Raw genomic sequence first — 21,938 nt, 5'->3', positions numbered from 1 at the left:
GACAACAAGGGACAAAGTGGGCCGCGCTCAACCGCTTATGGCAGCGAAGAAGTTGTCGTTGATGCGGCGCGCGGTGGCGCGGAATACAGGCAGATGCGGTGCGACAGTCTGTGCCAGCCGCCCGGCCTCGTCAGCTCCCAGTGCCTGCTCGAGGCTCGCGGCATATTCCGGGATCTGCGACCAGTCGCCGACGGTGCGGTCGGTGATCTCCATATGATACTGGAAACCGTAGGCCTTGTGGCCGACACGCATCGCCTGGATCGGGCAAGCGGCGTTTGCGGCGAGAACTTCGCCGCCCTCGGGCAGCCCTGAAACCTCCGCGCCATGCCATTGCAGCGTTTCGATCGCTGGTTCGACGCCGGCAAACAACCGGTCGGCTCGACCGGCTGCGGTCAGCTCGACGGTGGCAAGCCCGACTTCGGGCGCCTTCATCAGCCCGACCTTGCCGCCCAGCGCATCGGCCAAAAGCTGGTGGCCAAGGCAGATGCCGAGATAGGGCCGCCCGAGTTCGCGCACCCAGCGCCGGATCGCCGCCTTCTCCTGTCTCAGCCAGGGATGGGCCTCTTCCTGCCAGACATCCATCGGCCCGCCCATCACCGCCAGCATGTCGAAGCCGTCGAGATCGGGAATCGCGCCGCCTTCGTCGAGCTCGACGATGTGCTCGCTATGCCCGGCCTCGCGCCAGAACCCGGCGAAGATGCCGCTGTGCTCGACGCGCAGATGCTGGAAAACAAGGATCTTCATTCTGCCCCCAAGGCTGCCTCACGCCGCCCCATCTGAAAACAATCGCGGCAGCGCGGCATGGGGCACGGCGGCCAAAGGATTGAGGCAGGGCTCACATCTGGTCGTTATAGGGCTCCTTCATCTGGCCAACCATCCGGGCCAGGGTCGAAAACGACGGGATGTCGGCTTCCGGCTGGCATTGGTTGGCCAGCTGCAGCAGCCGGATCGGGAAGTTGATGGCGTCGCGGTGGGACGACGACAGCTCTTCGGAGCGCTCTCCCGATGTCTCGCTCGCCTCGGCCTTGCGCAAGGCGATGTCGATCTCTTCGGCCGACAGCACGCCCTTGCGGACCAGGATATGATTGATGGTGGCGATGGCCATCACAAGGCCTTCGAGTTGCAGGTTGGCGACATTCACGGGGTTTGCTCCTTTCGGGAGGCGCCGGCTTGCTTCAGGGCCCAGCCGCGGCACGAGCGCTCATTGCTTGCGCCCGGAAATCTGCTCGTGGATAGCCTGGAAACAGGCGTCGAGATCGCGATGCAGGCGCTCGCCGGCGCCGCCAGCCGTCACGTCATCCTGCGTCACCTCATCGGCGTCGCCGGCTGGCTGACCGTACCAGGCGGTGACCAGCAGATTTTGCAAAAGCTCATACATTGCGGGCTCCACCCTTGTCTCGCCATGAGACAACCCCCGATGTGTCTCGCCATGAGACAACCCCCGATGCGGCAGAGCGTTCCATTGGGGCTACGGAAAACTGAGGCTACGGAAAACGCCAAATCGGCGCTGAGGCGGGCGGCTACTCTTCCTCGTCGTATCCGAGCAGGGTCAGAAGCTGATCGACGAGCAGTTCGGCCATCGTGCGGTTGATCGCCAGCTCGACGGCGCCGTCATCGGTCTCCAGGTTGAGCAGCGCCAAAAGCGGCTCCTCATTCACCACCATCGTGTCGACAGCCAACACCCGGTTCGGGGCCGTGTTCGTCAATCTCGCCATGGCCCATCATTCCATCATGCCGGGGCCGCAGCAACGGCGATCTTGACCGACACAGCCGCGCTATTTCGGCCCACACGCTTTGGTCCGTCGGCATGGACGGTCAGGAACCATTGTCGCGCCCATCGCTTACTCCCCGACGCAAACACAGAGGAAATAAGATCATGAAGACCCTGGCCGAACTGTTCGAACACACCTTGCACGACATCTACTATGCCGAAAATGCCATCGCCAAGGCACTGCCTGGCGTGTCCAAGGCGGTCACCGACAGCAAGCTCAAGCAGGCATTCGACGACCATCTTGAGGAGACCAAAGGTCACGTCCAGATTCTGAAGAAGGTGTTTTCGTCAGTTGGCCTCAAGCCCGAAGGCGAAAAGTGCGACGCCATCGAGGGCCTGCTGAAGGAAAGCGCCGGCCTGATCGAAGAGACCTCGGGAACGGCGCTGAATGCCGGCCTGCTGGCCGCGGCCCAGGCCGTCGAGCACTACGAGATCGCCCGCTACGGTTCGCTCAGGGAATGGGCCAAGGTTCTCGGCCACGACGAGGCGCACAAATTGCTGAGCGAAATCCTCGACGAGGAAAAGGCCGCCAACAGCAAGCTGACCAATCTTGCGGTGGCCGGCGTCAACAAGAAGTAGCCACCGAAAGGCGGCGCCTACTTTTCCTGGACCGAAATGCCTGTTTCGTCGATGCGCAGCTCGACGCCCTTGGGCTTCGTCTCTTCGCGATATGCATAGATGCCGAGCGCGATGACGGCGGCCACGAGTACGCCGATGATGAGGTAGAGATTGTTCTGCTTCATCAGGCACAGGTAGCGGCCCGCAACCGGCAAGTCCAGCGACTCGGTCTCAAGTCACTGAAGGCGCGGCCTGGCAACGTAGCGGGCCGCGTCCGATCAGTCGGAGCCGACGATCCCGTTGCCGAGGGTAACAGGCGAACGTTCGGGCCAGAACCAGATGAAGGCAGCGATGACGGTCGCAACGAGCTGGGCCAGTATCACCGCGCTCTCGGCGAGCGATCCGGCCTGCCACAGCTTGGCGAGGCCTGCCGCTGCCAGCACGGCAAAGGCATAAAACACCGCGCGTGGCAGATAGGCGGCGAATGCGAAGTCGCAGACCACCCGCGCCACCCAGACCCCGGCAAACCCGCCGGCGGCAGCGCCAGTCATGGCGGCAAATATCCTGATGTAGCGCGATTGCCGCAACGTTCCCGTGATCAGATCGTCGAGCATCGGCAGCCATCCTAGCGTTATGGTCAACGCGGCCATCACGAAGTAGGCGACGAGCGTGCAGATCATCAGCGAAAGAACGATGGCGGCAGCGGTCGTCGGCCCGAACGGGACTTTGGCAAAACCTTGGGAACTCATGCCCCCGCTCCCGATCCTGGACGTATCAAAATACCACAAAACGCAGCTGCCATTTCCTACAGGAACTCAGCTCATTTCGGCCAGAGCCATTTCAAGCAGGAAGGCGAAGCCGATGAAACAGACCAGCCCGGTGGCCCGTCGGGCGGCCCTTCATTGCGCCGGTGGCCAGGAGATGACCCGTGGGGCCTCCAACCCTGTCCCATCCCGGCACAGAAACCTCTGGCACGCGTCATGCATGGTATTGCTTGCCGGCGGTAGCCGGAGCCTGGCCTGCGCGGTCAGGTAAGGTCCGCCAGGGTTGGGATGGGGTTTTGCCCTGGCGGACCCCCCATTTTTTCGAGCACTTGCCTGCGCGGCCGGCTGCGTTGCATCTTCGCCGCCATGCCCGAATTGTTCATCCCCGAATTGTTCATCATCGTCGTTGGTGCCGTTTTCGTCCTCGCTGGGCTCGTCAAGGGCGTTGTCGGCCTCGGCTTGCCGACGGTCGCCATGGGCCTGCTCGGCCTCGTCATGCTGCCGGCCGAGGCCGCCGCCATCCTGCTGCTGCCCTCCTTCGTCACCAATGTCTGGCAATTGCTCGCCGGCCCCGACGTTGCAGCGCTGGTGCGTCGCCTGTGGCCGATGATGTCTGCCGTGTTTGCCGCCACGCTCGCCTCCGCAGGCCTGATCACCAGCAGCTACACATCCATCGTCACTGCGGGGCTTGGCCTGGTGCTGCTGGTCTATGCCGCGCTCGGCCTGCTCAAGCTCAAGATGTCGGTGCCATCAGCCGCCGAGCCATGGGTCGGCCCCGTCGTCGGTGCGCTCACCGGAATCATGACCGGCGCCACCGGCGTCTTCGTCATTCCGGCCGTGCCTTATCTCAGTGGACTGGGCCTTGGCCGCGACGATCTCGTCCAGGCGCTGGGCCTGTCCTTCACCGTCTCGACGGTCGCACTCGGCATCGGGCTGTGGGCCAACGGCGCGGTCCCGCTCAATCAGCTCGGCATGTCGGCCTTCGCTATCGTTCCGGCTCTGGCCGGCATGTGGCTGGGCGGCTGGCTGCGCAGCCGCATAGAAGCGGAAACCTTCAGGCGCTGGTTCTTTGCCGGCCTGGCCCTGCTTGGCGCGCATATTTCGTGGCAGGGCCTGGCCCCGGCCTTCTAGGGCAATTCCAGGAAAAGTGCATAGCGGCTTTCCCTAGGAATTGCGCAAAAACAATAAGATAGAGCGATTCGAAGAAAAGCGGAAATGCTCTAGGGCGCTTTAGTGACCGAGCAGCGCGGTGATCGAAATCGCCGCCAGCGCCAGCACCGCCAGCTTCCAGAAATCGCGCCGTTGCCTGAGCCCCGGCAGGCCGAGCGGCTTGACCAGCTGGATCGCCATGATGGCAAGGATGATAAGCGACAACGCCTTCGACATGCTGCCTTTGATCAACTTCGCGCGCCCCTGTCAAAGCCCATGGCCCGATCTGCTACAGTGGGCCTGCGGCACTACGATTTGAGAACAACGGCAGTGCATCGAAACGACGTCGAAAACGGCAGTTGCGGACAGTCTCTTAAACCAAGGTCAAATGGACGCCCCGTCGTCCCGGCGGGTACAAACTTCGCCAACAATGACGGCCTCAAGGGCCACTGTCCTGGGAAGGAAACGCCATGCCATCTCGCTATCACGAGGTCTATGACGGTTGGGCCAGCGATCCCGAGGGGTTCTGGGCCGAGGCGGCAAGGGCGATCGACTGGTTCAAGCCGTGGGACAAGGTCTTCGACGCCGAGGGCGGCGTCTATGGCCAGTGGTTCACGGGAGCTCAGTGCAACACCTGCTACAATGCGCTCGACCGCCATGTCGCATCCGGCCGCGCCGAACAGATAGCCCTGATCCACGACAGCCCGATCACCGGCACGCAGCAGAAATTCACCTATGCCGGGCTGATGGCCGAAGTGAACGCGCTCGCCGGCGTGCTCCAGGACCAGGGCGTCGGCAAAGGCGACCGCGTCATCATCTACATGCCGATGGTGGCTGAAGCAGCTTTTGCCATGCTTGCCTGCGCCCGCCTCGGCGCCATCCATTCGGTGGTGTTTGGCGGCTTTGCCGCCAAGGAGCTCGCCACTCGCATCGACGACGCCACGCCCAGGCTGATCATCTCGGCCTCCTGCGGCATCGAGCCTGGCCGCGTCGTCGCCTACAAGCCGCTGCTCGACGGCGCCATCGAACTCGCGACCCACAAGCCGCAGGCCTGCGTGATCCTGCAGCGGCCGCAGCTAAGTTGCGATCTCGTCCCCGGCCGCGACCTCGATTATGCCGAGACAGTCGGTGCTGCCAAGGCGGCAGGGCGCACTGTCGACTGCGTGCCTGTTGCCGCCACCGATCCGCTCTACGTGCTCTACACCTCTGGTACGACGGGCCAGCCCAAGGGCGTGGTGCGCGACAATGGCGGCCACATGGTCGCGCTCAAATGGTCGATGGAGAACGAATTCGGCGTCAAGCCGGGCGAGGTGTTCTGGGCGGCATCAGATGTCGGCTGGGTCGTCGGCCACTCCTACATCGTCTATGCCCCGCTGCTGCACGGCGCCACCACCATCCTGTTTGAGGGCAAGCCGGTCGGCACGCCCGATGCTGGCACATTCTGGCGTGTCATTTCGGAACACGGGGTCGTCGCCCTGTTCACCGCCCCCACCGCCTTCCGCGCCATCAAGAAGGAGGACCCGCAAGGCCTTTTTGTCCCGCAATACGATTTGTCGAAATTCCGCACCTTGTTCCTCGCCGGCGAGCGCGCCGACCCCGAAACCATCAAATGGGCCGAAAACAAGCTGAAGGTCCCTGTTATCGACCATTGGTGGCAGACCGAGACCGGCCACCCGATCAGCCAGAACCCTGTCGGGCTCGGGCTGTTGCCGGTCAAATACGGTTCGCCCTGCGTGCCGATGCCCGGCTACGATGTACGCGTACTCGACGATGCCGGCCATGAGGTTGGGCGCTCAACGCTCGGCAATGTCGTCATCAAGCTGCCCTTGCCGCCAGGCTGCCTGCCGACGCTGTGGCACGCCGACGAGCGTTTCTTCAACGCCTACCTCGCCGAGTTCCCCGGCTACTACAAGACCGCTGACGCCGGCTACATCGACGACGAGGGCTATCTGTTCATCATGGCGCGCACCGACGACATCATCAACGTCGCCGGCCACCGCCTGTCGACGGGCGGCATGGAGGAGGTCGTCGCCGAACACCCCGACGTCGCCGAATGCGCCGTCATCGGCATCGCCGATGCGATGAAGGGCCAGATCCCTTGCGGCTTCATCGTGCTGAATTCAGGCGTCGCCCGTGACACCGGCACGATCGAAAAGGAGGTCGTCAGCCTCGTCCGCGACCGCATCGGCCCGGTCGCCGCCTTCAAGATGGTCGTCACCATCAAGCGCCTGCCCAAGACCCGCTCGGGCAAGATCCTGCGCGGCACCATGCAGAAGATCGCCGACCGCGAGGAGTGGAAGATGCCGGCGACGATCGACGACCCCGTCATCCTCGACGAGATATCGGAGGCGCTGAAAGCCCGCGGCATCGGCATTGCCTGACGCCCTCGCGCTAGCACCAATATCTCATGGTTCGACAGGCGCTGTCATGAGCACACCACCAGCCGCTTGAGCGTTTGGGAAAGCGGTTACACTTTACCGTCCCCCGCCGATTTGCCCCGGTGCCATTGCCTGCACGCCGGGCACGCGGCAAGCTGCCCCTGATCGCATGAGGGGGCACTTGGATGCTGCGCAGCTGGGCCGTCAGGTACTGGTATTCGTTCTCGACGATCGGCCTGCTGCTCGGCACGCTGTTTTTCGCGGCGTCGCTGACCCCGACGCTGATCCCGCGCAACTACCTGACCCAGGGCGTGCTGTCGGGCCTTTCAGCCGCCGTCGGTTATGGCTGCGGCTTCTTCCTGCGCTGGCTTTGGCGTTATCTCGAACTGCCCGAACTCAAGGCGCGCATATTGCGCGGCGGCAAGCTTTTCGCCACCCTCGCCTGCGGCATCGTCGGGCTGGTGTTTTTGTGGCGCGCCGCCGAATGGCAGAACTCGATCCGCAGCCTGATGCAGCTCGACCCCGTCGACACCGCCCATCCGCTCGAGGTCGGTGCCATCGCACTCGTCACCTTCGTCGTGCTCGTAGCCCTTGGCCGGCTGTTCAAACTGACGCTTGTCTTCGTCTCCGAAAAGCTGCGCCGCTTCGTGCCGATGCGCGTGTCCTACGTCATCGGCACCACCATCGCGGTGCTGCTGTTCTGGTCGGCCGCCGACGGCATCATCTTCCGCTACGGCCTGCGCGTCATGGACAGCTCGTTCCAGCGCCTCGATGAACTGATGCCGCCCGAAACCCAGCAACCCTCCGATCCCGGCAGGACCGGCAGCTCGGCATCGCTGGTGCGCTGGCAGGACCTCGGCCGCATGGGCCGCTCCTACATCGCCAGCGGCCCGAGTGCCGCCGACATCGGCAAGCTCACCGGCAAGCCGGCCAGGGCGCCGGTGCGCGTCTATGTCGGGCTGCAGTCGGGCGACACGCCGCAGCAGCGCGCCAGGCTGGCGCTCGAAGAACTCAAGCGCGCTGGTGGCTTCGAACGCTCGACGCTGGTCATCGTCACGCCCACCGGCACCGGCTGGGTCGACGAACAGGCCATCGACCCGATCGAGTTCCTGCACAATGGCGATGTCGCCAGCGTCGCCACCCAGTATTCCTATCTCGCCAGCTGGCTGTCGTTGCTGGTCGAACCAGGCTATGGCGCCGATCAGTCGCGCGCTTTGTTCACCGAGATCTATGGCTACTGGCACACGCTACCCAGGCAAACGCGGCCGAAGCTGTACCTGTTCGGCCTCAGCCTCGGCGCTCTCAGCACCGAGCTTTCCAACGAATTGTTCGAGGTCCTTGGCGACCCCTACCAGGGCGCGCTGCTGAGCGGCCCGCCCTTTGCCAGCCGCATCTGGCGTTCGATCACCGACGACCGCAATCCCGGCACCCCCGAATGGCTGCCGGCGTTCCGCGACGGCTCTTATGTCCGCTTCACCGCCCAGAACAACGCGCTCGACATTCCGGGCGCCCAGTGGGGCCCGCTGCGCCTCGTCTACCTGCAATACGCTTCCGACCCGATCGTCTTTTACGAAACGCACGCGCTCTACCGCGAACCCGACTGGATGAAGACGCCGCGCGGCCCCGACGTGTCGCCCGAGCTGCGCTGGTATCCCGTCGTCACCTTCCTGCAGCTGACGCTCGACATCGCCATGGCGACCACAGCACCGATGGGCTACGGCCACGTCTATGCCGCCGAACACTATATCGACGCCTGGATGCAGGTCGCCGACATCACGGACTGGTCGCCAAACGACGTCGCCAGGCTGAAGCAGCATTTCATCGACAAGCGGAAGTAGCGCGTCGCGCCCGGCGTGGACGAACCGTTCTCTCGGCCGAAACGTCAGCGGATCAGGTCGGCTGCCTTCGCGTCGAGCGCGGTGATCAAATCATCCGGCCGCATGCGGATCTGCAGGCCTCTCTGGCCGCCATTGAGAAAGACCTCGTCCTCCAGCGTCGCCATCTCTTCGACCGCTGTCGGCACCTGCTTGCGCTGGCCGAAGGGCGAGATGCCGCCGACCTTGTAGCCGGTCAGCCGCTCGGCATTGTCAGGCTTCATCATCTGCGCTGCCTTGCCGCCGAAGGCCGCCGCCACCTTCTTCATGTTGACCTCCTGGTCGGAGGGCACCACCACGCAGGCCGGCTTGCCGTCGATCTCGACCATCAGGGTCTTGAGCACGATGCCGGGCGAAACCCCCATCGCCTCCGCCGCCTGCAGCCCGACCCGCTCCGCGCCGGCGTCATAGTCATAGGTCGCGAGCGCGAACGGAATGCCCGACCTGGTCAGCGCGAGCGTGGCGGGAGTGGTCTTCGACATGCCCTGTTGTGCAACACCGCCCCGGCATTTCGCAAGGGCGGCAAATTGGACTCGGGTCCACCTTGGCGAAATCCGCCTTCTGGCCGGAATGGAAACTGGCGTCAGCGCCGAAAGCGATTACTCCGCCTGCAATCGGCCCCCTTCCAGCCGCCGAGCATATCCAACGCCTCAAGACCGTCCGACCGCTGGTCTTGCAGCTGAGATGGGTCGGCTTTCGTGAAGCGCGCCCATGCCTTGCGCAATGCCCGTCCCAGATATGAAGATTGCCGCAGCGCGGGCTGCTTCACCAAAGCTTCGTTCCGCATGTGAACTGCTTCGTCCGGCATGTTCCCGCCCCTTTTCTGCTCGCTCCGCCACTCCTTGGAGGGCCATGACCTGCCGGCATGCGCGCACTGCAAGCAGGCTTCTGGTCAGAGCCCAAAACATCTGTCGGTGATGTCGATCACGCTGTCACGGTCCCGAGCCGGCGTGCCACGCACATTGGGACGTTCGGTCATCAAGATGGGACGTGAGGTCATGACTGGGCGCCAACGTCGCCCTTCGACAGGAAAGGGATTATCAGGTGCAGGTCACGGCCGTAACCTGCCTGCGGCGCAAACGATGACCCCGCCGTCGATGGACGGAGCATCCACCCGAAACGTGAAGGGCCCGACCGTGAGGCCGCCGATCAGCTATGGCGTGAAGCAGGACCTGGCTTTTCGGCTATCCCCCAGTCAGTTGGGCGCATAGCCGCGCCACCGAGCAGGAAATGCGAGTAGCCGACGCGGCGCCAGTGGAAATGTTGCGCGCGCCGGCCACCTGCAGAGCATTCGGTGAACTGCATCCGCGATCTCGCATCACCATTCTCCGCTGTCACTGCCGAAAGCGAGGTAATCGCGCACATTGGGACGTGCGGTCATCAAGATGAGACGCTGGATCAAGGCGCGAGATCATCTCCTCATGTTAGGGAATTGATCGTCATCACCTTCAAATCCTGGGGCTTGTTTTGAAAAATTCTGCCAGAACTACCATGATATTTTCCACCTTGATCCTGGGCGTGGCCTCCGCGCAGGCTGCCGACGCGATCGGCGAACTGCCGCCGGCACCAGTTTCGGAACGCTTCGCCTATGACTGGAACGGCTTCTACATCGGCGCCCATGGCGGCATTGGCGGCGGCAAATTTGACAATTCCTACAACATTGAAACCGAGGTCGATCTGATCAGCTACCACGTCAGCGACCAGGCGTTCGGTGGTTTCGGTGGCGTTCAGCTCGGCTACATCAACCAGTTAGCCCCCAACTGGGTCGCTGGTGTCGAGGCGGATTTGTCCTTGTCCGGGATCAAGGCCGAACACAGTGAGTCATCGACCGAAGGCTTCAGCTCTCGCTATACGATCCAGGTCGACTGGTTCGGCACGTTGCGCGGCCGTCTCGGCTACGCCAGCGACAATGTCCTGTTCTACGGCACAGGTGGCGCCGCCTATGGCAAGATTGCGTATTCCGACAGCAGCAGCGACGGGTTCAATGAGACGCTCTCCGACACCAATCTGGGCTGGACCGCTGGCGCGGGCGTCGAATATGGCATCACCGACAACATCACGCTGAAGACCGAATATCTCTATGTCGATCTCGGCAGCCTGAAGGCGACAGATTTCATCTACACCGGAGACCGGATCGAGATGGATACCGCCTTTCACACGCTCAAGAGCGGCTTGAACTACAAGTTCTGATCAGCAGCGTGCGAGACAAGCGGGCGCGGCCGCCGGGCCGCCTTTCGCTCAGGCGCGGGCGGCCGCAAGCCAGGCTTCGACGATCGCGCTTCCGTTGCCGCCGCCTCGTTTCAGCAGGGTCTCATACGTTGCCATCCGCATCGAATCCCTGGCCAGCGTACGGACGGAACTCGGGCTGATCTGATATCGCTTGTGGAAGGCGCGGCTGAAATGCGCTTCGCTGCGAAACCCGTGGCTGCGCGCGATGGCAGCTATCTTATGATCCGGCGTCGATCGCAGGATGCTCTGCAGGCTTCCCCTCAGCCGTTCGGCCAGCATCCAGCGTTGCACGCCGCCATGCGGCTCAAACAGGCGGAACAGTTTCGATCGCGAGACACCCAGGGCCGCGACCAGTTCATCGGGGCCGAAGTCGGGATCGGACAAGCCCTGGCGCGCGGTCGACGATGCGCGCTGAAAAAGGAACCGCTTGTCGCGCCTCTCGCGCGTCGCCGGGGTCGCATAGGCGGCCGCGGCGAAATGCAGGATACCGTCAACGACCACCTGGCATTGGTGAACGCTGAGACCGTCAATGTATTCGGCCAGCCCCCTGAGCTGGGTTCCCAGCACGGCGCCGGCATGGTCGTTGACCGTCAGCACAAGGCCATGTGCGTTGTTCTGAAGCTCGGTCTGCACGCTGGCCTTGTCGAAGGTCAGCGCGATCGCCTCAAAGCCTGACGTTTCGCTCTCATAAGGCAAGGAGTAGTCGACGATGACGATGTCTCCGGGCTCATGCTCCTGGATCAGGCCGTCGTAATTGCTCGTCACCCGCCCTTCCAGCACCATGAACAGCACCATATGCGGCGTCGGTCGCTCGTCGATGACCTGCTGAGTCCGCGACATCGCCATCGCCGAACAACCGCTGACGTGCACAAAGGCGCCGGGAAGCTGCCAGGCACAACCATGGAAATCAAAGGATGCGGGGTCTGCGTCGTCGGGGATCGAGCAATCGACAAGCAGGGAAAGCGCATTCTTCCAGGCGTTGAAACACGCCAGACCAGGCTGGAACGGCCATTGCTCTCGCTGTGGTGTTGCCATGATCGCCCCCCGGCATCGAGCTTCGATTTTTCACCGGCGCAGTACCGATCAAGCAATATGAGGTGAGCTCCAACTATCGAACTAGTCAATGGCTTTGGACGCTCGGTCAAGCAGTTGAGACGCTCGGTCAAGACACGCCTGTCCGACTAACGCTGCGTTCCAAAACCACCCCCATTGACAATCCCATACCCAATTGGCTATGTGTCATCGCATAGCCAATCGGGTATGACTTATGACCGAGCCTCAGGACGCGATCTTTCGCGCGCTTTCCGATCCGACACGCCGCGGCCTGTTCGAGCGTCTCTGCCGCAATGGTGACACCACCGTCGTCGGTCTCCTGGGCGAGGCCGGCGTCTCGCAACCGGTGGTCTCCAAGCACCTGAAAATCCTGAAGACGGCCGGCCTGGTGCGCGACCGGCAGCAGGGCCGCTACACCTATTACAGCGTCGAGCGTGATGCGTTGCGGACGCTGATCGACTGGACGACGGAGATGTCCGGTTTCTGGAACGACCGCTTCGACGATCTCGACAATTTACTCAAGAGGATGGACCAATGACCGAAACAATGGAAACCACGCGCTCGGTCGTGGTCGAACGCGATTTTCCCTATCCGCCCGAAAAGCTCTGGCGCGCTTTGACCCAGCCGCATCTCATCGCCGAATGGCTGATGAACAACGACTTCATCCCGATGGCCGGCCGCCGCTTCACGCTCTCCGCCGACTGGGGCCAGGTCGATTGCGAGGTCGAGACTGTCGAGGAAAACCGCGCCTTGTCCTATCGCTGGGACACCAAGGATCTCAAGAGCATCGTCAGCTGGACGCTCGCGCCCACGGCGTCAGGCACCAGCCTGCGCATGGAGCAGCGCGGCTTCACGACTGCCCAGAAGGCCTATTTCCAGGGTGCAACAGTCGGCTGGCCGCGCTTCTTCGACCAGCTCGGCAACGTCGTCGCCAAGCTCGACTGACCGCGGGGGGCGGCCAACGATCTCAGGGAGTATTGCAATGAGCCAAATGATCCGCATCGTCCATCGCTGGACCTCGCTCCTGTTCAGCCTGATCGTCGCATCGATCTTCGTCGGCATGGCCGTCACCACTTTGCCCGAGTGGTATTACTACCTGCCCTTGCCGCCACTTTTCGTGCTGATCCCGACCGGCATCTACATGTTCTTCATGCCCTATTTCGGCAGCCAGCAGGATGGGTTGCCGGCCGCAAAGGGCAGCACCTGATGGCCAAGAGTGCAGCACCCAAGCTTTTATCAGGCGGCAACCCGCAGATATCAAAGGGTTATGGCGACACCGTCGTCCAGTCCTACATCGACGCCATGCCCGGCTGGAAACAGGACGTCGGCCGCCGCATCGACACCCTCGTCACCGAGGCCGTCCCGCAAGTGGTCAAGGCGGTGAAGTGGAATTCGCCCTTCTACGGCATGGAAAAGGACCTCTGGTTCCTCGGCTTCCACTGCCTGACCAAATACGTCAAGGTCGCGTTCTTCAAGGGTGCTTCCCTGTCCCCGCTGCCGCCCGGAACCTCGAAACAGGCCGAGGTGCGTTATCTCGACATTTATGAAGGCCGCCCGTTCGACGAAGCGCAGTTCTCCGACTGGGTCCGGCAGGCAAGCGCCCTGCCCGGCGAGAAGATGTGAGGGCATCCAGGCGTTGCGCAAGGGCCGCCATGTGATAGCAATCGGACGGTTGGGCAGGTTGAAGGCCGCTTGCGTGAAGAGCAAATACACCATCGACGGCACGCGCATCCATTCGCTGGAAACCTTCTACGATGAGATCAGCCGCGTGCTGATCCCGAACCAGCGCTGGGGCCGCAATCTCGACGCGTTCAACGACATTCTGAGGGGTGGCTTCGGCACATCAGAGGGCTTCACCCTGACATGGTCCAACGCTGCGGAGTCCAGGGCCAGGCTGGGCTATCAAGAGACAGCCAGGCAGCTGGAGCTGCGCCTCGCGCAATGCCATCCCGACAACCGTGACCAGTTAAGCCAGGAGATCGCCGACGCCCATGCCGGCTTAGGCCCGACGGTCTTCGACTGGCTCGTCGGCATCATTCGCAATCACGGCCCCGGCGGCGACGAGGCCGAAGATGGCATCCGGCTGGTGCTCGATTGATCGCATCAGTGCCGTGCCCGCCAAAGAGATGCGACGGCAGACCGCCACGAGCACGCCGCGTGGTCGCGAATAGATAGCTGGATTGCCCACAAGGGGCCCACAAGGGGATTGCAATGACCGTTGGCATTCGAACGGCGCGCGCCGAAGACAGGGAAACCCTCGGCGCACTCAAGCTGCGCTCTTCGCTGGCGTGGGGAGATCATGTCGAGGCATTGCAGGCGCTGCCGGAGGCGAGTGAGGTTCCGGCCGAACACGTGCCGCATGTCGCGGTTGCCGAGATCGCCGGCAAGATCGTCGGCTTCGTGACTGTGCTGCCGGGCAACAGTGCCGCTCAAGCCGAGCTGGAAGATCTCTTCGTCGCGCCGGAAGCATGGCGAAGGGGGATAGGCAGCTTGCTGCTTGCCGAAGCCGAACGCAGCGCTATAGCGCTCGGCGCACGATCGCTTGAGGTCGTGGCCGGCGAACGGGCGCGCCCGTTCTACCAAGCCTCCGGCTTCCGCTTTGCCGGCATCGTCGCGACACTACTGGCACCCGCCATCCGGTTGCGAAAGGACCTTCCCTAGAGCATTTCCGCTTTTCTTCGAATCGCGGAATCGCTCTATCTTCTTGTTTTTGCGCAATTCCGGACGGATAACCGCTGCGCACTTTTCCTGGAATTGCTCTAGATCGACTATCGGGCCGGCAGGCATGCCCTGCCGGCGGTGGTAATCGGACTGCCAGCACCTCAGCCGCGCCGCGCCGCCTCGATCTTGGCGACGTCGATCTTCTTCATATCCATCATCGCGGCAAACGCGCGTTTTGCTTCGCCACCGCCTGCTGCCATGGCCTCGGTCAGCACGCGTGGCGTGATCTGCCAGTTGATGCCCCATCTGTCCTTACACCAGCCGCAGGCGCTTTCCCGCCCGCCATTGCCGACAATGGCGTTCCAGTAGCGGTCGGTTTCTTCCTGGTCGTCGGTGGCGATCTGGAACGAGAACGCCTCGTCATGCTTGAAGGCCGGCCCGCCATTGAGGCCGATGCAGGGAATGCCTGCGACAGTGAAATCGACCGTCAGCACGTCGCCCTCCTTGCCTGAGGGATAGTCGCCGGGCGCGCGATGCACGGCGTGCACGGCACTGTCGGGAAACACCGTGGCATAGAAGCGGGCCGCAGCCTCCGCATCCTTGTCGTACCAAAGGCAGATCGTGTTCTTGGCAGTCGGCATTATGTGTTCCTTTCCTCGCAGCCAGTCGGCATCACCCACCGCTCCCCTTTCGACATAGGGGGACCACGGCCTTTGTCCACCCCGGCCACTGGTGATGGAAGGTCACAGCCATTGTATGCTGACAAACGCGCCATGGCCGTGCGCATTGGGACTTCCGAACGCGAAATGCCCAGTGCTCAAGAAAATGCGACGAGACTGTCGGGAACCCTGCCGGCCATTCGTCCTCTGGAGGCGCTACGCAAGGATGTGCAACAACCCGGAGCTTACGATGACGCCCACCATCACCGCTTTTGAGGCTTCTCCCGACGAGGGCCAGGGACTGGCCCGTGACATGCGCGTGCGCTGGGCGCTCGAGGAAGTGGGCCTGCCTTACGATGTCCGTCTTGTTTCGTTCAAGGCGATGAAGCAGCCGGCGCATCTGGCGCGTCATCCGTTCGGGCAGATCCCGACCTATGAGGAGGGCGACCTCGTGCTGTTTGAGTCAGGCGCCATCATCTTGCATATCGCCGAACGCCATGCCGGGCTGCTGCCCAAACAAGCCAATGCCCGGGCACGCGCCATCACCTGGATGTTTGCCGCGCTCAATACGGTCGAGCCGCCGATCGTCGAGCTCGAACAGGCGCCTTTTGTGGAGGGCGACAAGCCCTGGCTCGCGGAGCGGATCCCGATGCTCAGGGATCGCATCCGCGTCCGGATGAACCAGCTGTCCAATAGGCTTGGCGATGCCGAATGGCTCGATGGCGCCTTCAGCGCCGGTGACCTCACGATGGTGATGGTGCTGCGCCGGCTGGAGGGCGATGGCATAGTGGAGGATTATCCAAACCTCGCCGCCTATGTCGCCCGCGGCCAGGCGCGTCCCGCCTACAAGCGTGCGTACGAAGCCCAACTGGCGGTTTTCACCGCCGCATCGGGCGGCTGAGCAAGACGGCGGTCGCGCCACCCTCCCCGTTGACCGCTCTCGCCCTTGCCGCCACTGTCCGCGACTGGATTCGCCTTTCCGGCGACAAGGGCAGGAGCGGACAATGAAGCTCGACGGCAAGACGGCAATCATCACCGGCGGCGCCAAGGGCATCGGCTATGCCATCGCCGAGCGTTTCCTCAGGGAAGGCGCGCGCGTCGTCATCGCCGACATCGACCAGGAGCAGGGCAATGCTGCCGAGCGCGACCTCGAAAAGCTCGGCCAGGCCCGCTTCGTCCGCGCCGATGTCGGCAAGCGCCTCGACGTCCACAATCTCGTCGCCTCGACGATCGACGCCTTCGGCGACGTCGACGTGCTGGTCAACAATGCCGGCATCGACCACCAGGCCGATTTCCTCGACCTCGCCGAGGACGATTTCGACCGCGTGCTCCGCATCAACCTCAAGGGCTCCTTCCTTGTCGGCCAGGCGGTCGCCCGCATCATGGTCGAACGGGTCAAGGCGGGCGGCAACTCGGGCACCATCATCAACATGTCGTCGATCAATTCGGTCGTCGCCAACCCCGACCAGGTGCCTTATGCCGTGTCGAAGGGCGGCGTCGGCCAGCTGACGACGGTCATGGCGCTTGGTCTCGCGCCCTATGGCATCCGCGTCAACGCCATCGGCCCCGGCTCGATCTCCACCGACATGCTGGCCCGCGCCAAGGCCGATCCGGCGGCCAAGGCCCGCATGCTGTCGCGCACCCCGCTTGGCCGCATCGGCGAGCCGCAGGAGATCGCCGCGATCGCCGCGTTCCTGGCTTCCGACGACGCTTCCTACATCACCGGGCAGACGATTTTCGCCGATGGCGGCCGGCTTGCGCTCAACACCACGGTTCCTGCCAAGGCCTGACGGAAAGATCATCGAAGACGGCTGCTCGCTCCTGACAGACTGCTGTCAGGAGGGGTGTGCGATACTCCTCTCGTACAAGATTAGGAGGACCCGTCATGAACACGTTCGCACCTGACATATTTCGCACCATCAGACACTATGCCGGCAAGGTCAGGACCATGCACAATGAGATCCGCACCGAGCGCCTCATGAATTCTTTGCCGACAAGCATCCGCAAGGATATCGGCTGGCCCGATCGTTTCGACGCTCGCCGAACCGACCGTAACTGACATCGCCTGACAGAGGGGACACGCTCATGACCGCATCCAAGACAATCGGCGTCCTGTTCATCGAAGGCTATGCCGACTGGGAATACGGCCTTCTGGCCGCGTCGGCGGTCGAGTGGTTCGGCGCGCGCGCGATCGCGATTTCGCCGCATGCCGCACCGCTGACCTCGATCGCCGGCTTCAGCCTGTCGCCGACGCGTGGCGCAAATCCCGCGGAAAACATGGATCTCGACGCGGTCGCCGTCATCGGCTCGGATGGCTGGACGGCAAAGGACGCGCCTGACGTTGCGCCGCTGCTCAAGGCCGTTGCCGCGCGTGGCGGCGTCGTCGGCGGCATCTGCGCCGGCACGCTGGCGCTGGCCCGGGCCGGCCTGTTTGCAGGTGTCTCCCACACCTCGAACGGCCGCGACTGGATCCTCGGACATGAGCCGGCCTATGCCGGCGCGGCAAGCTACAAGGACGTGCCGCATGCCGTCGCCGACGGCAACATCGTCTCCGCCGCGGGCTCGGCACCTGGTACGTTCGCCGCAGCCTTCCTCGAGACGCTCTATCCCGAGATGGCCGGACAGATCGGCGAGATGCGCGCCATGTTTGCGCGCGAGCATGCCATGGCCAAACATGGTCATGGTGACGGCTCCTGACAATACGCTGTCAGGAGCCCTGTGCGATGATAGGGTGAAGAGGTTCGCATTCCGAGGTCTTCGGCACCATCCGGCGCCAGATACGATGGAGCATGCCGGACCGACTTTTTGACGACGCGCATTGTCATCGACGCCAGGCGCCCCCACTTGGCCAAGAACAGCGCGAGACTTTGAGGGGTAATCGATGAGACGCGCCGACAGGCTGTTCCAGATCGTACAGCATCTCCGAGGTGGCCGCCTGGTCACCGCGCACAAGCTGGGCGCGTGGCTCGAGGTTTCCGAGCGCACGATCTATCGCGACATCGCCGACCTGCAATCGACGGGTGTGCCGATCGATGGCGAGGCCGGGGTGGGCTATATGATGAGGGAGGGTTTCGACCTTCCGCCGCTGATGTTCACACGAGACGAAATCGTCGCATTGGTTGCCGGCGCCCGCATGGTCCGCGCCTTTGGCGGCGCCGCCATGGCGCGCGCCGCCGACGAGGCGCTAGTCAAGATCGGCGCCGTACTTCCCGACTCCGAAAAAGACCGCATCGCCCGCACCGAGATCCACACGCCGATGTGGGTGGTCTCCGACGCCGACCGCGAGGCCATCGACCTGATCGAGCGCGCCGTCGAAAAGCGCCAGGTGCTCAAGCTCGACTACAATGACGAGGCCGGGCGCGGCTCGGCCCGCGAGGTGCGGCCGCTCGGCCTGTGGTTCTGGGGCAAGGTCTGGACGCTGATCGCCTGGTGCGAGATGCGCAACGACTTCCGCGCCTTCCGCATCGACCGCATCTCGTCGGTCGCCGCGGCCAGCCGCAGCTTCAAGCCCGAGCGCGGCAAGCTGCTCGTCGACTATTACCGCAGCGTCGAACGCAGCGAATCCTACGGTGCTCCCGACCGCAACTCGCACGGCTGACGCAACAGTTTTGCTCCCCGACTGCTGCGAAATTGTCCCGGTGACAAGCCGGGACTTTCTTTTGGCAGTTGCAGGCAATACCCAACCGTCCTGCATGCCGCCAGGCTTGGAAGCGGAAGGAGAGACTGCCCAATGGACATGGACATCCACGAGATTGACGGCGCCTGCCATTGCGGCACCGTTCGCCTGCGCGTCAGGCTGGCGGACGGCCTGCGCAGCGCGCGCCGCTGCACCTGCTCCTACTGCCGGATGAAGGGTGCGGTCGCCCTGTCGGCCGACCTCGGCGGTGTCGATGTCGTTTCAGGCGAAGACGCTCTCACCCTCTACCAGTTCAACACCATGGCCGCGAAGCACTACTTCTGCTCGAAATGCGGCATCTACACTCACCACCAGCGCCGCTCGAACCCCAATCAGTTTGGCGTCAACGCCGCCATCCTCGAAGGCATCAGCCCGTTCGACTTCACCGAGATCCCTGTCATGGACGGCGTCAACCATCCCTCGGACCGCAAGGGCGGCGTATCGGGCTCGGGCATTGCCGGCACCTTGAAGTTCATCGCCAGCGAATAGGTTGGCATCGGCAGCGCTTTTTCCCGCCGCTCAGCCTGGCGTTTTCGCCTTGACCATCCAGGCACGCGCCACGAGGTCGATCGGCCCCGTCGATCCCAGCCGCTCGGCCAGGCGCGCCTTGAGTTTGGCGCGCTGATACTCGTTCAGGCTCATGCAGTAGCCAGGGGCCGGCCCCGCGCCCAGCGTGAAGGGCTGCCAGAACGCCTCGAAATCCGCGAAGCGGGTTTCGATCTCCATCGGCGCGATGGCGATGTCGCGCAAGCCGGCGTCCTGGCACAGCGCCAGAAGCCCTTCCCTGGTGCAGAACGGAAACCGCCTGCCTTCACCCAGCTCCGCAGCAGCCGGATCGATGGTGATCGCTGCCTGCCAGAACTGGCGGATAAAGCCGATGCCGCCACCGGGATAGTCCCAGACATAAAACGACAGCAGCCCGCCCGGCTTGAGCACGCGCTGCATTTCGGCAAGGGCTGCCGGCCTGTCGGGAACAAAGTTGAGCACCAGCCCGGAGGTGACGACGTCGATGCTGACCGGCTCCGCCGGCAGCTTCAGCGCATCGGCGACCTCGAACCGGGCGCGGCCGTCGCCGATCGCTTTGCGGACATGCGCGATGAAATCGACTGAGGGATCGATCGACACGATCGAGCGCGGTGCCGCACCTGAAAGCACTGCTGCCGTCAACGCGCCGGTGCCACAGCCGATCTCCAGCCACGCCGCCTGCCCGGGCGGCGCAAGCCAGGCGACGAACTTGGTCGCCACCAGCCGGCTCCACCGGCCCATGTAATGTTCATAGCTGTTGCCGGCACTCCAGGCGTCGAATGCGGCGGACCCGCTCATCTCGTACCTCGGGGGCATCTCGAGTTCGCTGAAGCCCCGATCATGCGCCTGCCCCAGTGAACCGGCAAGGTGAACCGGCAAGGCGAACCGGCCAGTCGGGCGAACGCCGCTTGCAACCCATTTGACCGGGCGTTTCAGCGCAATGCTGTTGCAATCTCAAGCTGTCAGATGAGCGATGCTCCCAAGCCAAACGCCTGTTCGAGAGACAGCAACACCATGACGACAACGAGAAAACCAACAGCGCTTTCAGGCGCCCTGACTGCCGCCGCCGCAATCTGCACCGTGGCTGCTTTCTCCGGCGGCCTGCTCTATCTTGACCAACTGATCGAGAGACCTTTCACGGTGACGACAGCATCCGCCAACAGCGCCGCCAATACATTCCCGGCCGATTCGGAAATCCGAAAGATCCTTGCCGAACGCGTCGACCTCAGGGCCGAAAGCGTCGGCATCGTCGTCGGCACCATCGGCCCGCATGGCCGCAGCGTCGTTGCGCACGGCAAGTTCGGCGCCAAGGACCCGCGCCCGGTCGATGCCGACACGCTCTTCGAGATCGGTTCGATCACCAAGGTCTTCACCAGCCTGCTGCTCGCCGACATGGCGGCGACTGGGGAAGTAAAGCTCGACGCCCCGCTCGCCAACTACATGCCCGAGGGCGCCATCGTGCCCGAACGTGCCGGCAAGTCGATCACCCTTGTCGATCTGGCGACCCATCGCTCCAGCCTGCCGAGCCTGCCCGACGATCTGGTTCCGCCTGACACACTCAATCCTTACGCCACCTACACCACCGAACAGCTCTACCGCTTCCTGTCGCGCTACCAGCTACCGCGCGACATTGGTGCCGATTTCGAATACTCCAACACCGGCTTTGGCTTGCTCGGCCACGCACTCGCCCGCCGCGCCGGCGTCGACTACGAGGCGCTGGTCAGCCAGCGGATCACCACGCCACTCGGCATGTCGAGCACCGCCATCACGCTCTCGCCTGAACTCGCCGGGCGCATGGCCACCGGCCACAACAGCGATTTGCAGCCAGTCCCCAACTGGGACCTTCCGGCCTTCGCCGGCGCCGGTGCGCTGCGCTCGTCAACGAACGACCTGCTGGATTTCCTGGCAATGGCGCTCGGTACCGAAAAGTCCCCGCTCAACGCGGCCGTCACCGCAGCCAGCGTCAAGCGCAAGCCGGTCAACTACGACACCCAGGTCGGCCTCGCCTGGATGGTCACCGAAAGCTCATCGGGCGATATCGTCTGGCACAGCGGCGGCACCGGCGGCTTCACCACCTTCATCGGCTTCCACCCGGCGTCGAGGACGGGTGTGGTCGTGCTTTCCAACTCCGATGCCGGCGTCAACGACATCGGCATGCACCTGCTCAACCGGGATATCCCGCTCACCGAGCCCAAACCAAAACCGGTCGAGGCGGTCGTCGATCCGAAACTCTTCGACGGCTATGCCGGCAGCTACCAGCTTGCGCCCAACCTGGTCTTCGAAATCAGCCGCGACGGCGACAAGCTGTTTGCCCAGCTGACCGGCCAACCCAGGCTGCGCCTGTTCCCCGAGGGCGGCCATCGTTTCTTCTACAAGGATGTCGAGGCCGCCATTACCTTCGTACCAAATGGCGCCGGCCCGTCGCCGAGCCTGACCCTGCATCAGTTCGGCAACGACGTCTCGGCGCAGCGCGTGACCGACTGATCCCGCCCGGCCCACATGCAAACGAAAGGCCCCGCCGATGCGGGGCCTTTTTCAATGAGCAAAGCCTGGAGGTACCGAGCCGCAGGCAGGCGCCGCCCAATCCCGGCAGCCGCAATGCTCTTGCAATCTGTCGGAGCCAGACAATGCGGCCAGACAA

At 63.5% G+C, this 21,938-nt stretch carries 30 protein-coding genes; 18 read left to right on the top strand and 12 right to left on the bottom strand.

Features of this window, described 5'->3' with window-relative positions; all coding sequences use genetic code 11:
- Nucleotides 1-27: 27 nt before the first annotated feature.
- The 4 genes from IHE39_RS11420 to IHE39_RS11405 all read right to left on the bottom strand — a co-directional run bounded on the left by IHE39_RS11420 (nucleotide 28) and on the right by IHE39_RS11405 (nucleotide 1,715).
- On the bottom strand, nucleotides 28-744 hold the full coding sequence (locus tag IHE39_RS11420) for a type 1 glutamine amidotransferase (protein ID WP_192566520.1): 717 nt from the start codon (nucleotides 742-744) through the stop codon (nucleotides 28-30).
- A gap of 91 nt (nucleotides 745-835) precedes the next feature.
- Nucleotides 836-1,141: a hypothetical protein gene (locus IHE39_RS11415; protein WP_192566519.1), complete on the bottom strand. Its 306-nt coding sequence runs from the start codon at nucleotides 1,139-1,141 to the stop codon at nucleotides 836-838.
- 60 nt (nucleotides 1,142-1,201) lie between these two features.
- On the bottom strand, nucleotides 1,202-1,378 hold the full coding sequence (locus IHE39_RS11410; RefSeq protein ID WP_192566518.1) for a hypothetical protein: 177 nt from the start codon (nucleotides 1,376-1,378) through the stop codon (nucleotides 1,202-1,204).
- 142 nt (nucleotides 1,379-1,520) lie between these two features.
- Nucleotides 1,521-1,715: a hypothetical protein gene (locus IHE39_RS11405; RefSeq protein WP_184772537.1), complete on the bottom strand. Its 195-nt coding sequence runs from the start codon at nucleotides 1,713-1,715 to the stop codon at nucleotides 1,521-1,523.
- A 161-nt stretch (nucleotides 1,716-1,876) separates the two neighbouring features.
- Between IHE39_RS11405 and IHE39_RS11400 the strand changes: the two genes are divergently transcribed.
- Nucleotides 1,877-2,350 carry a YciE/YciF ferroxidase family protein gene (locus tag IHE39_RS11400; RefSeq protein ID WP_192314010.1) on the top strand — a complete coding sequence of 158 codons (474 nt, stop codon included), beginning with the start codon at nucleotides 1,877-1,879 and terminating at the stop codon, nucleotides 2,348-2,350.
- Between the two features lie 17 nt (nucleotides 2,351-2,367).
- On the opposite strand, the gene IHE39_RS11395 is transcribed toward IHE39_RS11400, so the two are convergent.
- Both IHE39_RS11395 and IHE39_RS11390 read right to left on the bottom strand, forming a co-directional pair.
- Nucleotides 2,368-2,544, bottom strand: coding sequence for a hypothetical protein (locus tag IHE39_RS11395; protein ID WP_184772671.1), 177 nt, complete (start codon nucleotides 2,542-2,544; stop codon nucleotides 2,368-2,370).
- Between the two features lie 63 nt (nucleotides 2,545-2,607).
- Entirely contained in the window at nucleotides 2,608-3,078 is a 471-nt protein-coding gene (locus tag IHE39_RS11390) for a hypothetical protein (RefSeq protein ID WP_192566517.1), read from the bottom strand.
- A gap of 381 nt (nucleotides 3,079-3,459) precedes the next feature.
- Here IHE39_RS11390 and IHE39_RS11385 point away from each other — a divergent pair, with 381 nt between their 5' ends.
- Nucleotides 3,460-4,224 (top strand): sulfite exporter TauE/SafE family protein, encoded by a 765-nt coding sequence (locus IHE39_RS11385; RefSeq protein WP_192566516.1) that lies wholly within the window; start codon nucleotides 3,460-3,462, stop codon nucleotides 4,222-4,224.
- Between the two features lie 99 nt (nucleotides 4,225-4,323).
- On the opposite strand, the gene IHE39_RS11380 is transcribed toward IHE39_RS11385, so the two are convergent.
- Nucleotides 4,324-4,494: a hypothetical protein gene (locus IHE39_RS11380; RefSeq protein WP_184772673.1), complete on the bottom strand. Its 171-nt coding sequence runs from the start codon at nucleotides 4,492-4,494 to the stop codon at nucleotides 4,324-4,326.
- 218 nt (nucleotides 4,495-4,712) lie between these two features.
- Here IHE39_RS11380 and IHE39_RS11375 point away from each other — a divergent pair, with 218 nt between their 5' ends.
- A complete protein-coding gene (locus IHE39_RS11375; RefSeq protein WP_192566515.1) occupies nucleotides 4,713-6,623 on the top strand; it encodes a propionyl-CoA synthetase in 1,911 nt (636 codons plus the stop codon).
- Nucleotides 6,624-6,805: 182 nt separating this feature from the next.
- The gene (locus tag IHE39_RS11370; RefSeq protein ID WP_192566514.1) at nucleotides 6,806-8,458 is read left to right on the top strand and encodes an alpha/beta hydrolase; all 1,653 of its coding nucleotides are present in this window, start codon (nucleotides 6,806-6,808) and stop codon (nucleotides 8,456-8,458) included.
- 44 nt (nucleotides 8,459-8,502) lie between these two features.
- Here IHE39_RS11370 and ybaK read toward each other — a convergent pair whose 3' ends face one another.
- Both ybaK and IHE39_RS11360 read right to left on the bottom strand, forming a co-directional pair.
- Nucleotides 8,503-8,976, bottom strand: coding sequence for a Cys-tRNA(Pro) deacylase (gene ybaK / locus IHE39_RS11365; protein WP_192566513.1), 474 nt, complete (start codon nucleotides 8,974-8,976; stop codon nucleotides 8,503-8,505).
- A 101-nt stretch (nucleotides 8,977-9,077) separates the two neighbouring features.
- The gene (locus IHE39_RS11360) at nucleotides 9,078-9,302 is read right to left on the bottom strand and encodes a hypothetical protein (RefSeq protein ID WP_192566512.1); all 225 of its coding nucleotides are present in this window, start codon (nucleotides 9,300-9,302) and stop codon (nucleotides 9,078-9,080) included.
- A gap of 683 nt (nucleotides 9,303-9,985) precedes the next feature.
- Here IHE39_RS11360 and IHE39_RS11355 point away from each other — a divergent pair.
- Nucleotides 9,986-10,684, top strand: a complete 699-nt coding sequence (locus IHE39_RS11355) for an outer membrane protein (RefSeq protein ID WP_192566511.1) — start codon at nucleotides 9,986-9,988, stop codon at nucleotides 10,682-10,684.
- Between the two features lie 48 nt (nucleotides 10,685-10,732).
- Here the strand turns inward: IHE39_RS11355 and IHE39_RS11350 are convergent, their stop codons facing one another.
- Nucleotides 10,733-11,758, bottom strand: coding sequence for a helix-turn-helix transcriptional regulator (locus IHE39_RS11350; protein ID WP_192566510.1), 1,026 nt, complete (start codon nucleotides 11,756-11,758; stop codon nucleotides 10,733-10,735).
- Nucleotides 11,759-11,990: 232 nt separating this feature from the next.
- Between IHE39_RS11350 and IHE39_RS11345 the strand changes: the two genes are divergently transcribed.
- The 6 genes from IHE39_RS11345 (at nucleotide 11,991) to IHE39_RS11320 (ending at nucleotide 14,437) form a co-directional block, all read left to right on the top strand.
- Complete coding sequence (locus IHE39_RS11345; protein WP_115730512.1) at nucleotides 11,991-12,314, top strand: ArsR/SmtB family transcription factor; 324 nt, start codon at nucleotides 11,991-11,993, stop codon at nucleotides 12,312-12,314.
- On the top strand, nucleotides 12,311-12,721 hold the full coding sequence (locus IHE39_RS11340) for an SRPBCC family protein (RefSeq protein WP_184772557.1): 411 nt from the start codon (nucleotides 12,311-12,313) through the stop codon (nucleotides 12,719-12,721). The genes IHE39_RS11345 and IHE39_RS11340 overlap by 4 nt, the downstream gene beginning before the upstream one ends.
- Nucleotides 12,722-12,758: 37 nt before the next feature.
- Entirely contained in the window at nucleotides 12,759-12,983 is a 225-nt protein-coding gene (locus IHE39_RS11335) for a hypothetical protein (protein ID WP_246485447.1), read from the top strand.
- Nucleotides 12,983-13,399, top strand: coding sequence for a DUF1801 domain-containing protein (locus tag IHE39_RS11330; RefSeq protein WP_192566509.1), 417 nt, complete (start codon nucleotides 12,983-12,985; stop codon nucleotides 13,397-13,399). The genes IHE39_RS11335 and IHE39_RS11330 overlap by 1 nt, the downstream gene beginning before the upstream one ends.
- 73 nt (nucleotides 13,400-13,472) lie before the next feature.
- Nucleotides 13,473-13,874 carry a barstar family protein gene (locus tag IHE39_RS11325; RefSeq protein ID WP_210327533.1) on the top strand — a complete coding sequence of 134 codons (402 nt, stop codon included), beginning with the start codon at nucleotides 13,473-13,475 and terminating at the stop codon, nucleotides 13,872-13,874.
- A gap of 113 nt (nucleotides 13,875-13,987) precedes the next feature.
- Nucleotides 13,988-14,437, top strand: coding sequence for a GNAT family N-acetyltransferase (locus IHE39_RS11320; RefSeq protein WP_192566507.1), 450 nt, complete (start codon nucleotides 13,988-13,990; stop codon nucleotides 14,435-14,437).
- Between the two features lie 161 nt (nucleotides 14,438-14,598).
- Here IHE39_RS11320 and IHE39_RS11315 read toward each other — a convergent pair whose 3' ends face one another.
- On the bottom strand, nucleotides 14,599-15,078 hold the full coding sequence (locus tag IHE39_RS11315; protein WP_192566506.1) for a VOC family protein: 480 nt from the start codon (nucleotides 15,076-15,078) through the stop codon (nucleotides 14,599-14,601).
- Nucleotides 15,079-15,346: 268 nt separating this feature from the next.
- Between IHE39_RS11315 and IHE39_RS11310 the strand changes: the two genes are divergently transcribed.
- The 6 genes from IHE39_RS11310 (at nucleotide 15,347) to IHE39_RS11285 (ending at nucleotide 19,261) form a co-directional block, all read left to right on the top strand.
- Nucleotides 15,347-15,997: a glutathione S-transferase family protein gene (locus IHE39_RS11310; RefSeq protein ID WP_192566505.1), complete on the top strand. Its 651-nt coding sequence runs from the start codon at nucleotides 15,347-15,349 to the stop codon at nucleotides 15,995-15,997.
- Nucleotides 15,998-16,100: 103 nt separating this feature from the next.
- Nucleotides 16,101-16,886, top strand: a complete 786-nt coding sequence (locus IHE39_RS11305) for an SDR family NAD(P)-dependent oxidoreductase (protein ID WP_192566504.1) — start codon at nucleotides 16,101-16,103, stop codon at nucleotides 16,884-16,886.
- Nucleotides 16,887-16,981: 95 nt separating this feature from the next.
- Nucleotides 16,982-17,155 carry a hypothetical protein gene (locus IHE39_RS11300; protein WP_192566503.1) on the top strand — a complete coding sequence of 58 codons (174 nt, stop codon included), beginning with the start codon at nucleotides 16,982-16,984 and terminating at the stop codon, nucleotides 17,153-17,155.
- Between the two features lie 26 nt (nucleotides 17,156-17,181).
- On the top strand, nucleotides 17,182-17,793 hold the full coding sequence (locus IHE39_RS11295) for a DJ-1/PfpI family protein (RefSeq protein ID WP_192566502.1): 612 nt from the start codon (nucleotides 17,182-17,184) through the stop codon (nucleotides 17,791-17,793).
- Nucleotides 17,794-17,977: 184 nt separating this feature from the next.
- On the top strand, nucleotides 17,978-18,694 hold the full coding sequence (locus IHE39_RS11290; RefSeq protein ID WP_115730502.1) for a helix-turn-helix transcriptional regulator: 717 nt from the start codon (nucleotides 17,978-17,980) through the stop codon (nucleotides 18,692-18,694).
- Nucleotides 18,695-18,826: 132 nt separating this feature from the next.
- Nucleotides 18,827-19,261, top strand: a complete 435-nt coding sequence (locus IHE39_RS11285) for a GFA family protein (RefSeq protein ID WP_192566501.1) — start codon at nucleotides 18,827-18,829, stop codon at nucleotides 19,259-19,261.
- A 30-nt stretch (nucleotides 19,262-19,291) separates the two neighbouring features.
- Here IHE39_RS11285 and IHE39_RS11280 read toward each other — a convergent pair whose 3' ends face one another.
- Nucleotides 19,292-20,095, bottom strand: coding sequence for a class I SAM-dependent methyltransferase (locus IHE39_RS11280; protein ID WP_192566500.1), 804 nt, complete (start codon nucleotides 20,093-20,095; stop codon nucleotides 19,292-19,294).
- 216 nt (nucleotides 20,096-20,311) lie between these two features.
- On the opposite strand from IHE39_RS11280, the gene IHE39_RS11275 reads away from it, so the two are divergent.
- Nucleotides 20,312-21,781, top strand: coding sequence for a serine hydrolase (locus tag IHE39_RS11275; RefSeq protein ID WP_192566499.1), 1,470 nt, complete (start codon nucleotides 20,312-20,314; stop codon nucleotides 21,779-21,781).
- The last annotated feature ends 157 nt before the right edge of the window (nucleotides 21,782-21,938 follow it).

Origin of the sequence: Aminobacter carboxidus, assembly GCF_014863355.1 — a bacterium.
Taxonomy (GTDB): domain Bacteria; phylum Pseudomonadota; class Alphaproteobacteria; order Rhizobiales; family Rhizobiaceae; genus Aminobacter; species Aminobacter carboxidus.
This window is presented reverse-complemented; position numbering and strand designations above follow the sequence as displayed.

Excerpts from the sequence above, each read along its gene's own strand:
- IHE39_RS11370 (WP_192566514.1), top strand. The coding sequence starts at position 6,806 with ATGCTGCGCAGCTGGGCCGTCAGGTACTGGTATTCGTTCTCGACGATC.
- IHE39_RS11400 (WP_192314010.1), top strand. The coding sequence starts at position 1,877 with ATGAAGACCCTGGCCGAACTGTTCGAACACACCTTGCACGACATCTAC.
- IHE39_RS11420 (WP_192566520.1), bottom strand. The coding sequence starts at position 744 with ATGAAGATCCTTGTTTTCCAGCATCTGCGCGTCGAGCACAGCGGCATC.
- IHE39_RS11410 (WP_192566518.1), bottom strand. The coding sequence starts at position 1,378 with ATGTATGAGCTTTTGCAAAATCTGCTGGTCACCGCCTGGTACGGTCAG.
- IHE39_RS11300 (WP_192566503.1), top strand. The coding sequence starts at position 16,982 with ATGAACACGTTCGCACCTGACATATTTCGCACCATCAGACACTATGCC.
- IHE39_RS11350 (WP_192566510.1), bottom strand. The coding sequence starts at position 11,758 with ATGGCAACACCACAGCGAGAGCAATGGCCGTTCCAGCCTGGTCTGGCG.
- IHE39_RS11335 (WP_246485447.1), top strand. The coding sequence starts at position 12,759 with ATGAGCCAAATGATCCGCATCGTCCATCGCTGGACCTCGCTCCTGTTC.
- IHE39_RS11360 (WP_192566512.1), bottom strand. The coding sequence starts at position 9,302 with ATGCCGGACGAAGCAGTTCACATGCGGAACGAAGCTTTGGTGAAGCAG.
- IHE39_RS11355 (WP_192566511.1), top strand. The coding sequence starts at position 9,986 with ATGATATTTTCCACCTTGATCCTGGGCGTGGCCTCCGCGCAGGCTGCC.
- IHE39_RS11345 (WP_115730512.1), top strand. The coding sequence starts at position 11,991 with ATGACCGAGCCTCAGGACGCGATCTTTCGCGCGCTTTCCGATCCGACA.
- IHE39_RS11290 (WP_115730502.1), top strand. The coding sequence starts at position 17,978 with ATGAGACGCGCCGACAGGCTGTTCCAGATCGTACAGCATCTCCGAGGT.
- IHE39_RS11320 (WP_192566507.1), top strand. The coding sequence starts at position 13,988 with ATGACCGTTGGCATTCGAACGGCGCGCGCCGAAGACAGGGAAACCCTC.
- IHE39_RS11340 (WP_184772557.1), top strand. The coding sequence starts at position 12,311 with ATGACCGAAACAATGGAAACCACGCGCTCGGTCGTGGTCGAACGCGAT.
- IHE39_RS11295 (WP_192566502.1), top strand. The coding sequence starts at position 17,182 with ATGACCGCATCCAAGACAATCGGCGTCCTGTTCATCGAAGGCTATGCC.
- IHE39_RS11305 (WP_192566504.1), top strand. The coding sequence starts at position 16,101 with ATGAAGCTCGACGGCAAGACGGCAATCATCACCGGCGGCGCCAAGGGC.
- IHE39_RS11330 (WP_192566509.1), top strand. The coding sequence starts at position 12,983 with ATGGCCAAGAGTGCAGCACCCAAGCTTTTATCAGGCGGCAACCCGCAG.
- IHE39_RS11390 (WP_192566517.1), bottom strand. The coding sequence starts at position 3,078 with ATGAGTTCCCAAGGTTTTGCCAAAGTCCCGTTCGGGCCGACGACCGCT.
- IHE39_RS11280 (WP_192566500.1), bottom strand. The coding sequence starts at position 20,095 with ATGAGCGGGTCCGCCGCATTCGACGCCTGGAGTGCCGGCAACAGCTAT.
- IHE39_RS11275 (WP_192566499.1), top strand. The coding sequence starts at position 20,312 with ATGACGACAACGAGAAAACCAACAGCGCTTTCAGGCGCCCTGACTGCC.
- IHE39_RS11385 (WP_192566516.1), top strand. The coding sequence starts at position 3,460 with ATGCCCGAATTGTTCATCCCCGAATTGTTCATCATCGTCGTTGGTGCC.
- ybaK (WP_192566513.1), bottom strand. The coding sequence starts at position 8,976 with ATGTCGAAGACCACTCCCGCCACGCTCGCGCTGACCAGGTCGGGCATT.
- IHE39_RS11315 (WP_192566506.1), bottom strand. The coding sequence starts at position 15,078 with ATGCCGACTGCCAAGAACACGATCTGCCTTTGGTACGACAAGGATGCG.
- IHE39_RS11405 (WP_184772537.1), bottom strand. The coding sequence starts at position 1,715 with ATGGCGAGATTGACGAACACGGCCCCGAACCGGGTGTTGGCTGTCGAC.
- IHE39_RS11310 (WP_192566505.1), top strand. The coding sequence starts at position 15,347 with ATGACGCCCACCATCACCGCTTTTGAGGCTTCTCCCGACGAGGGCCAG.
- IHE39_RS11375 (WP_192566515.1), top strand. The coding sequence starts at position 4,713 with ATGCCATCTCGCTATCACGAGGTCTATGACGGTTGGGCCAGCGATCCC.
- IHE39_RS11285 (WP_192566501.1), top strand. The coding sequence starts at position 18,827 with ATGGACATGGACATCCACGAGATTGACGGCGCCTGCCATTGCGGCACC.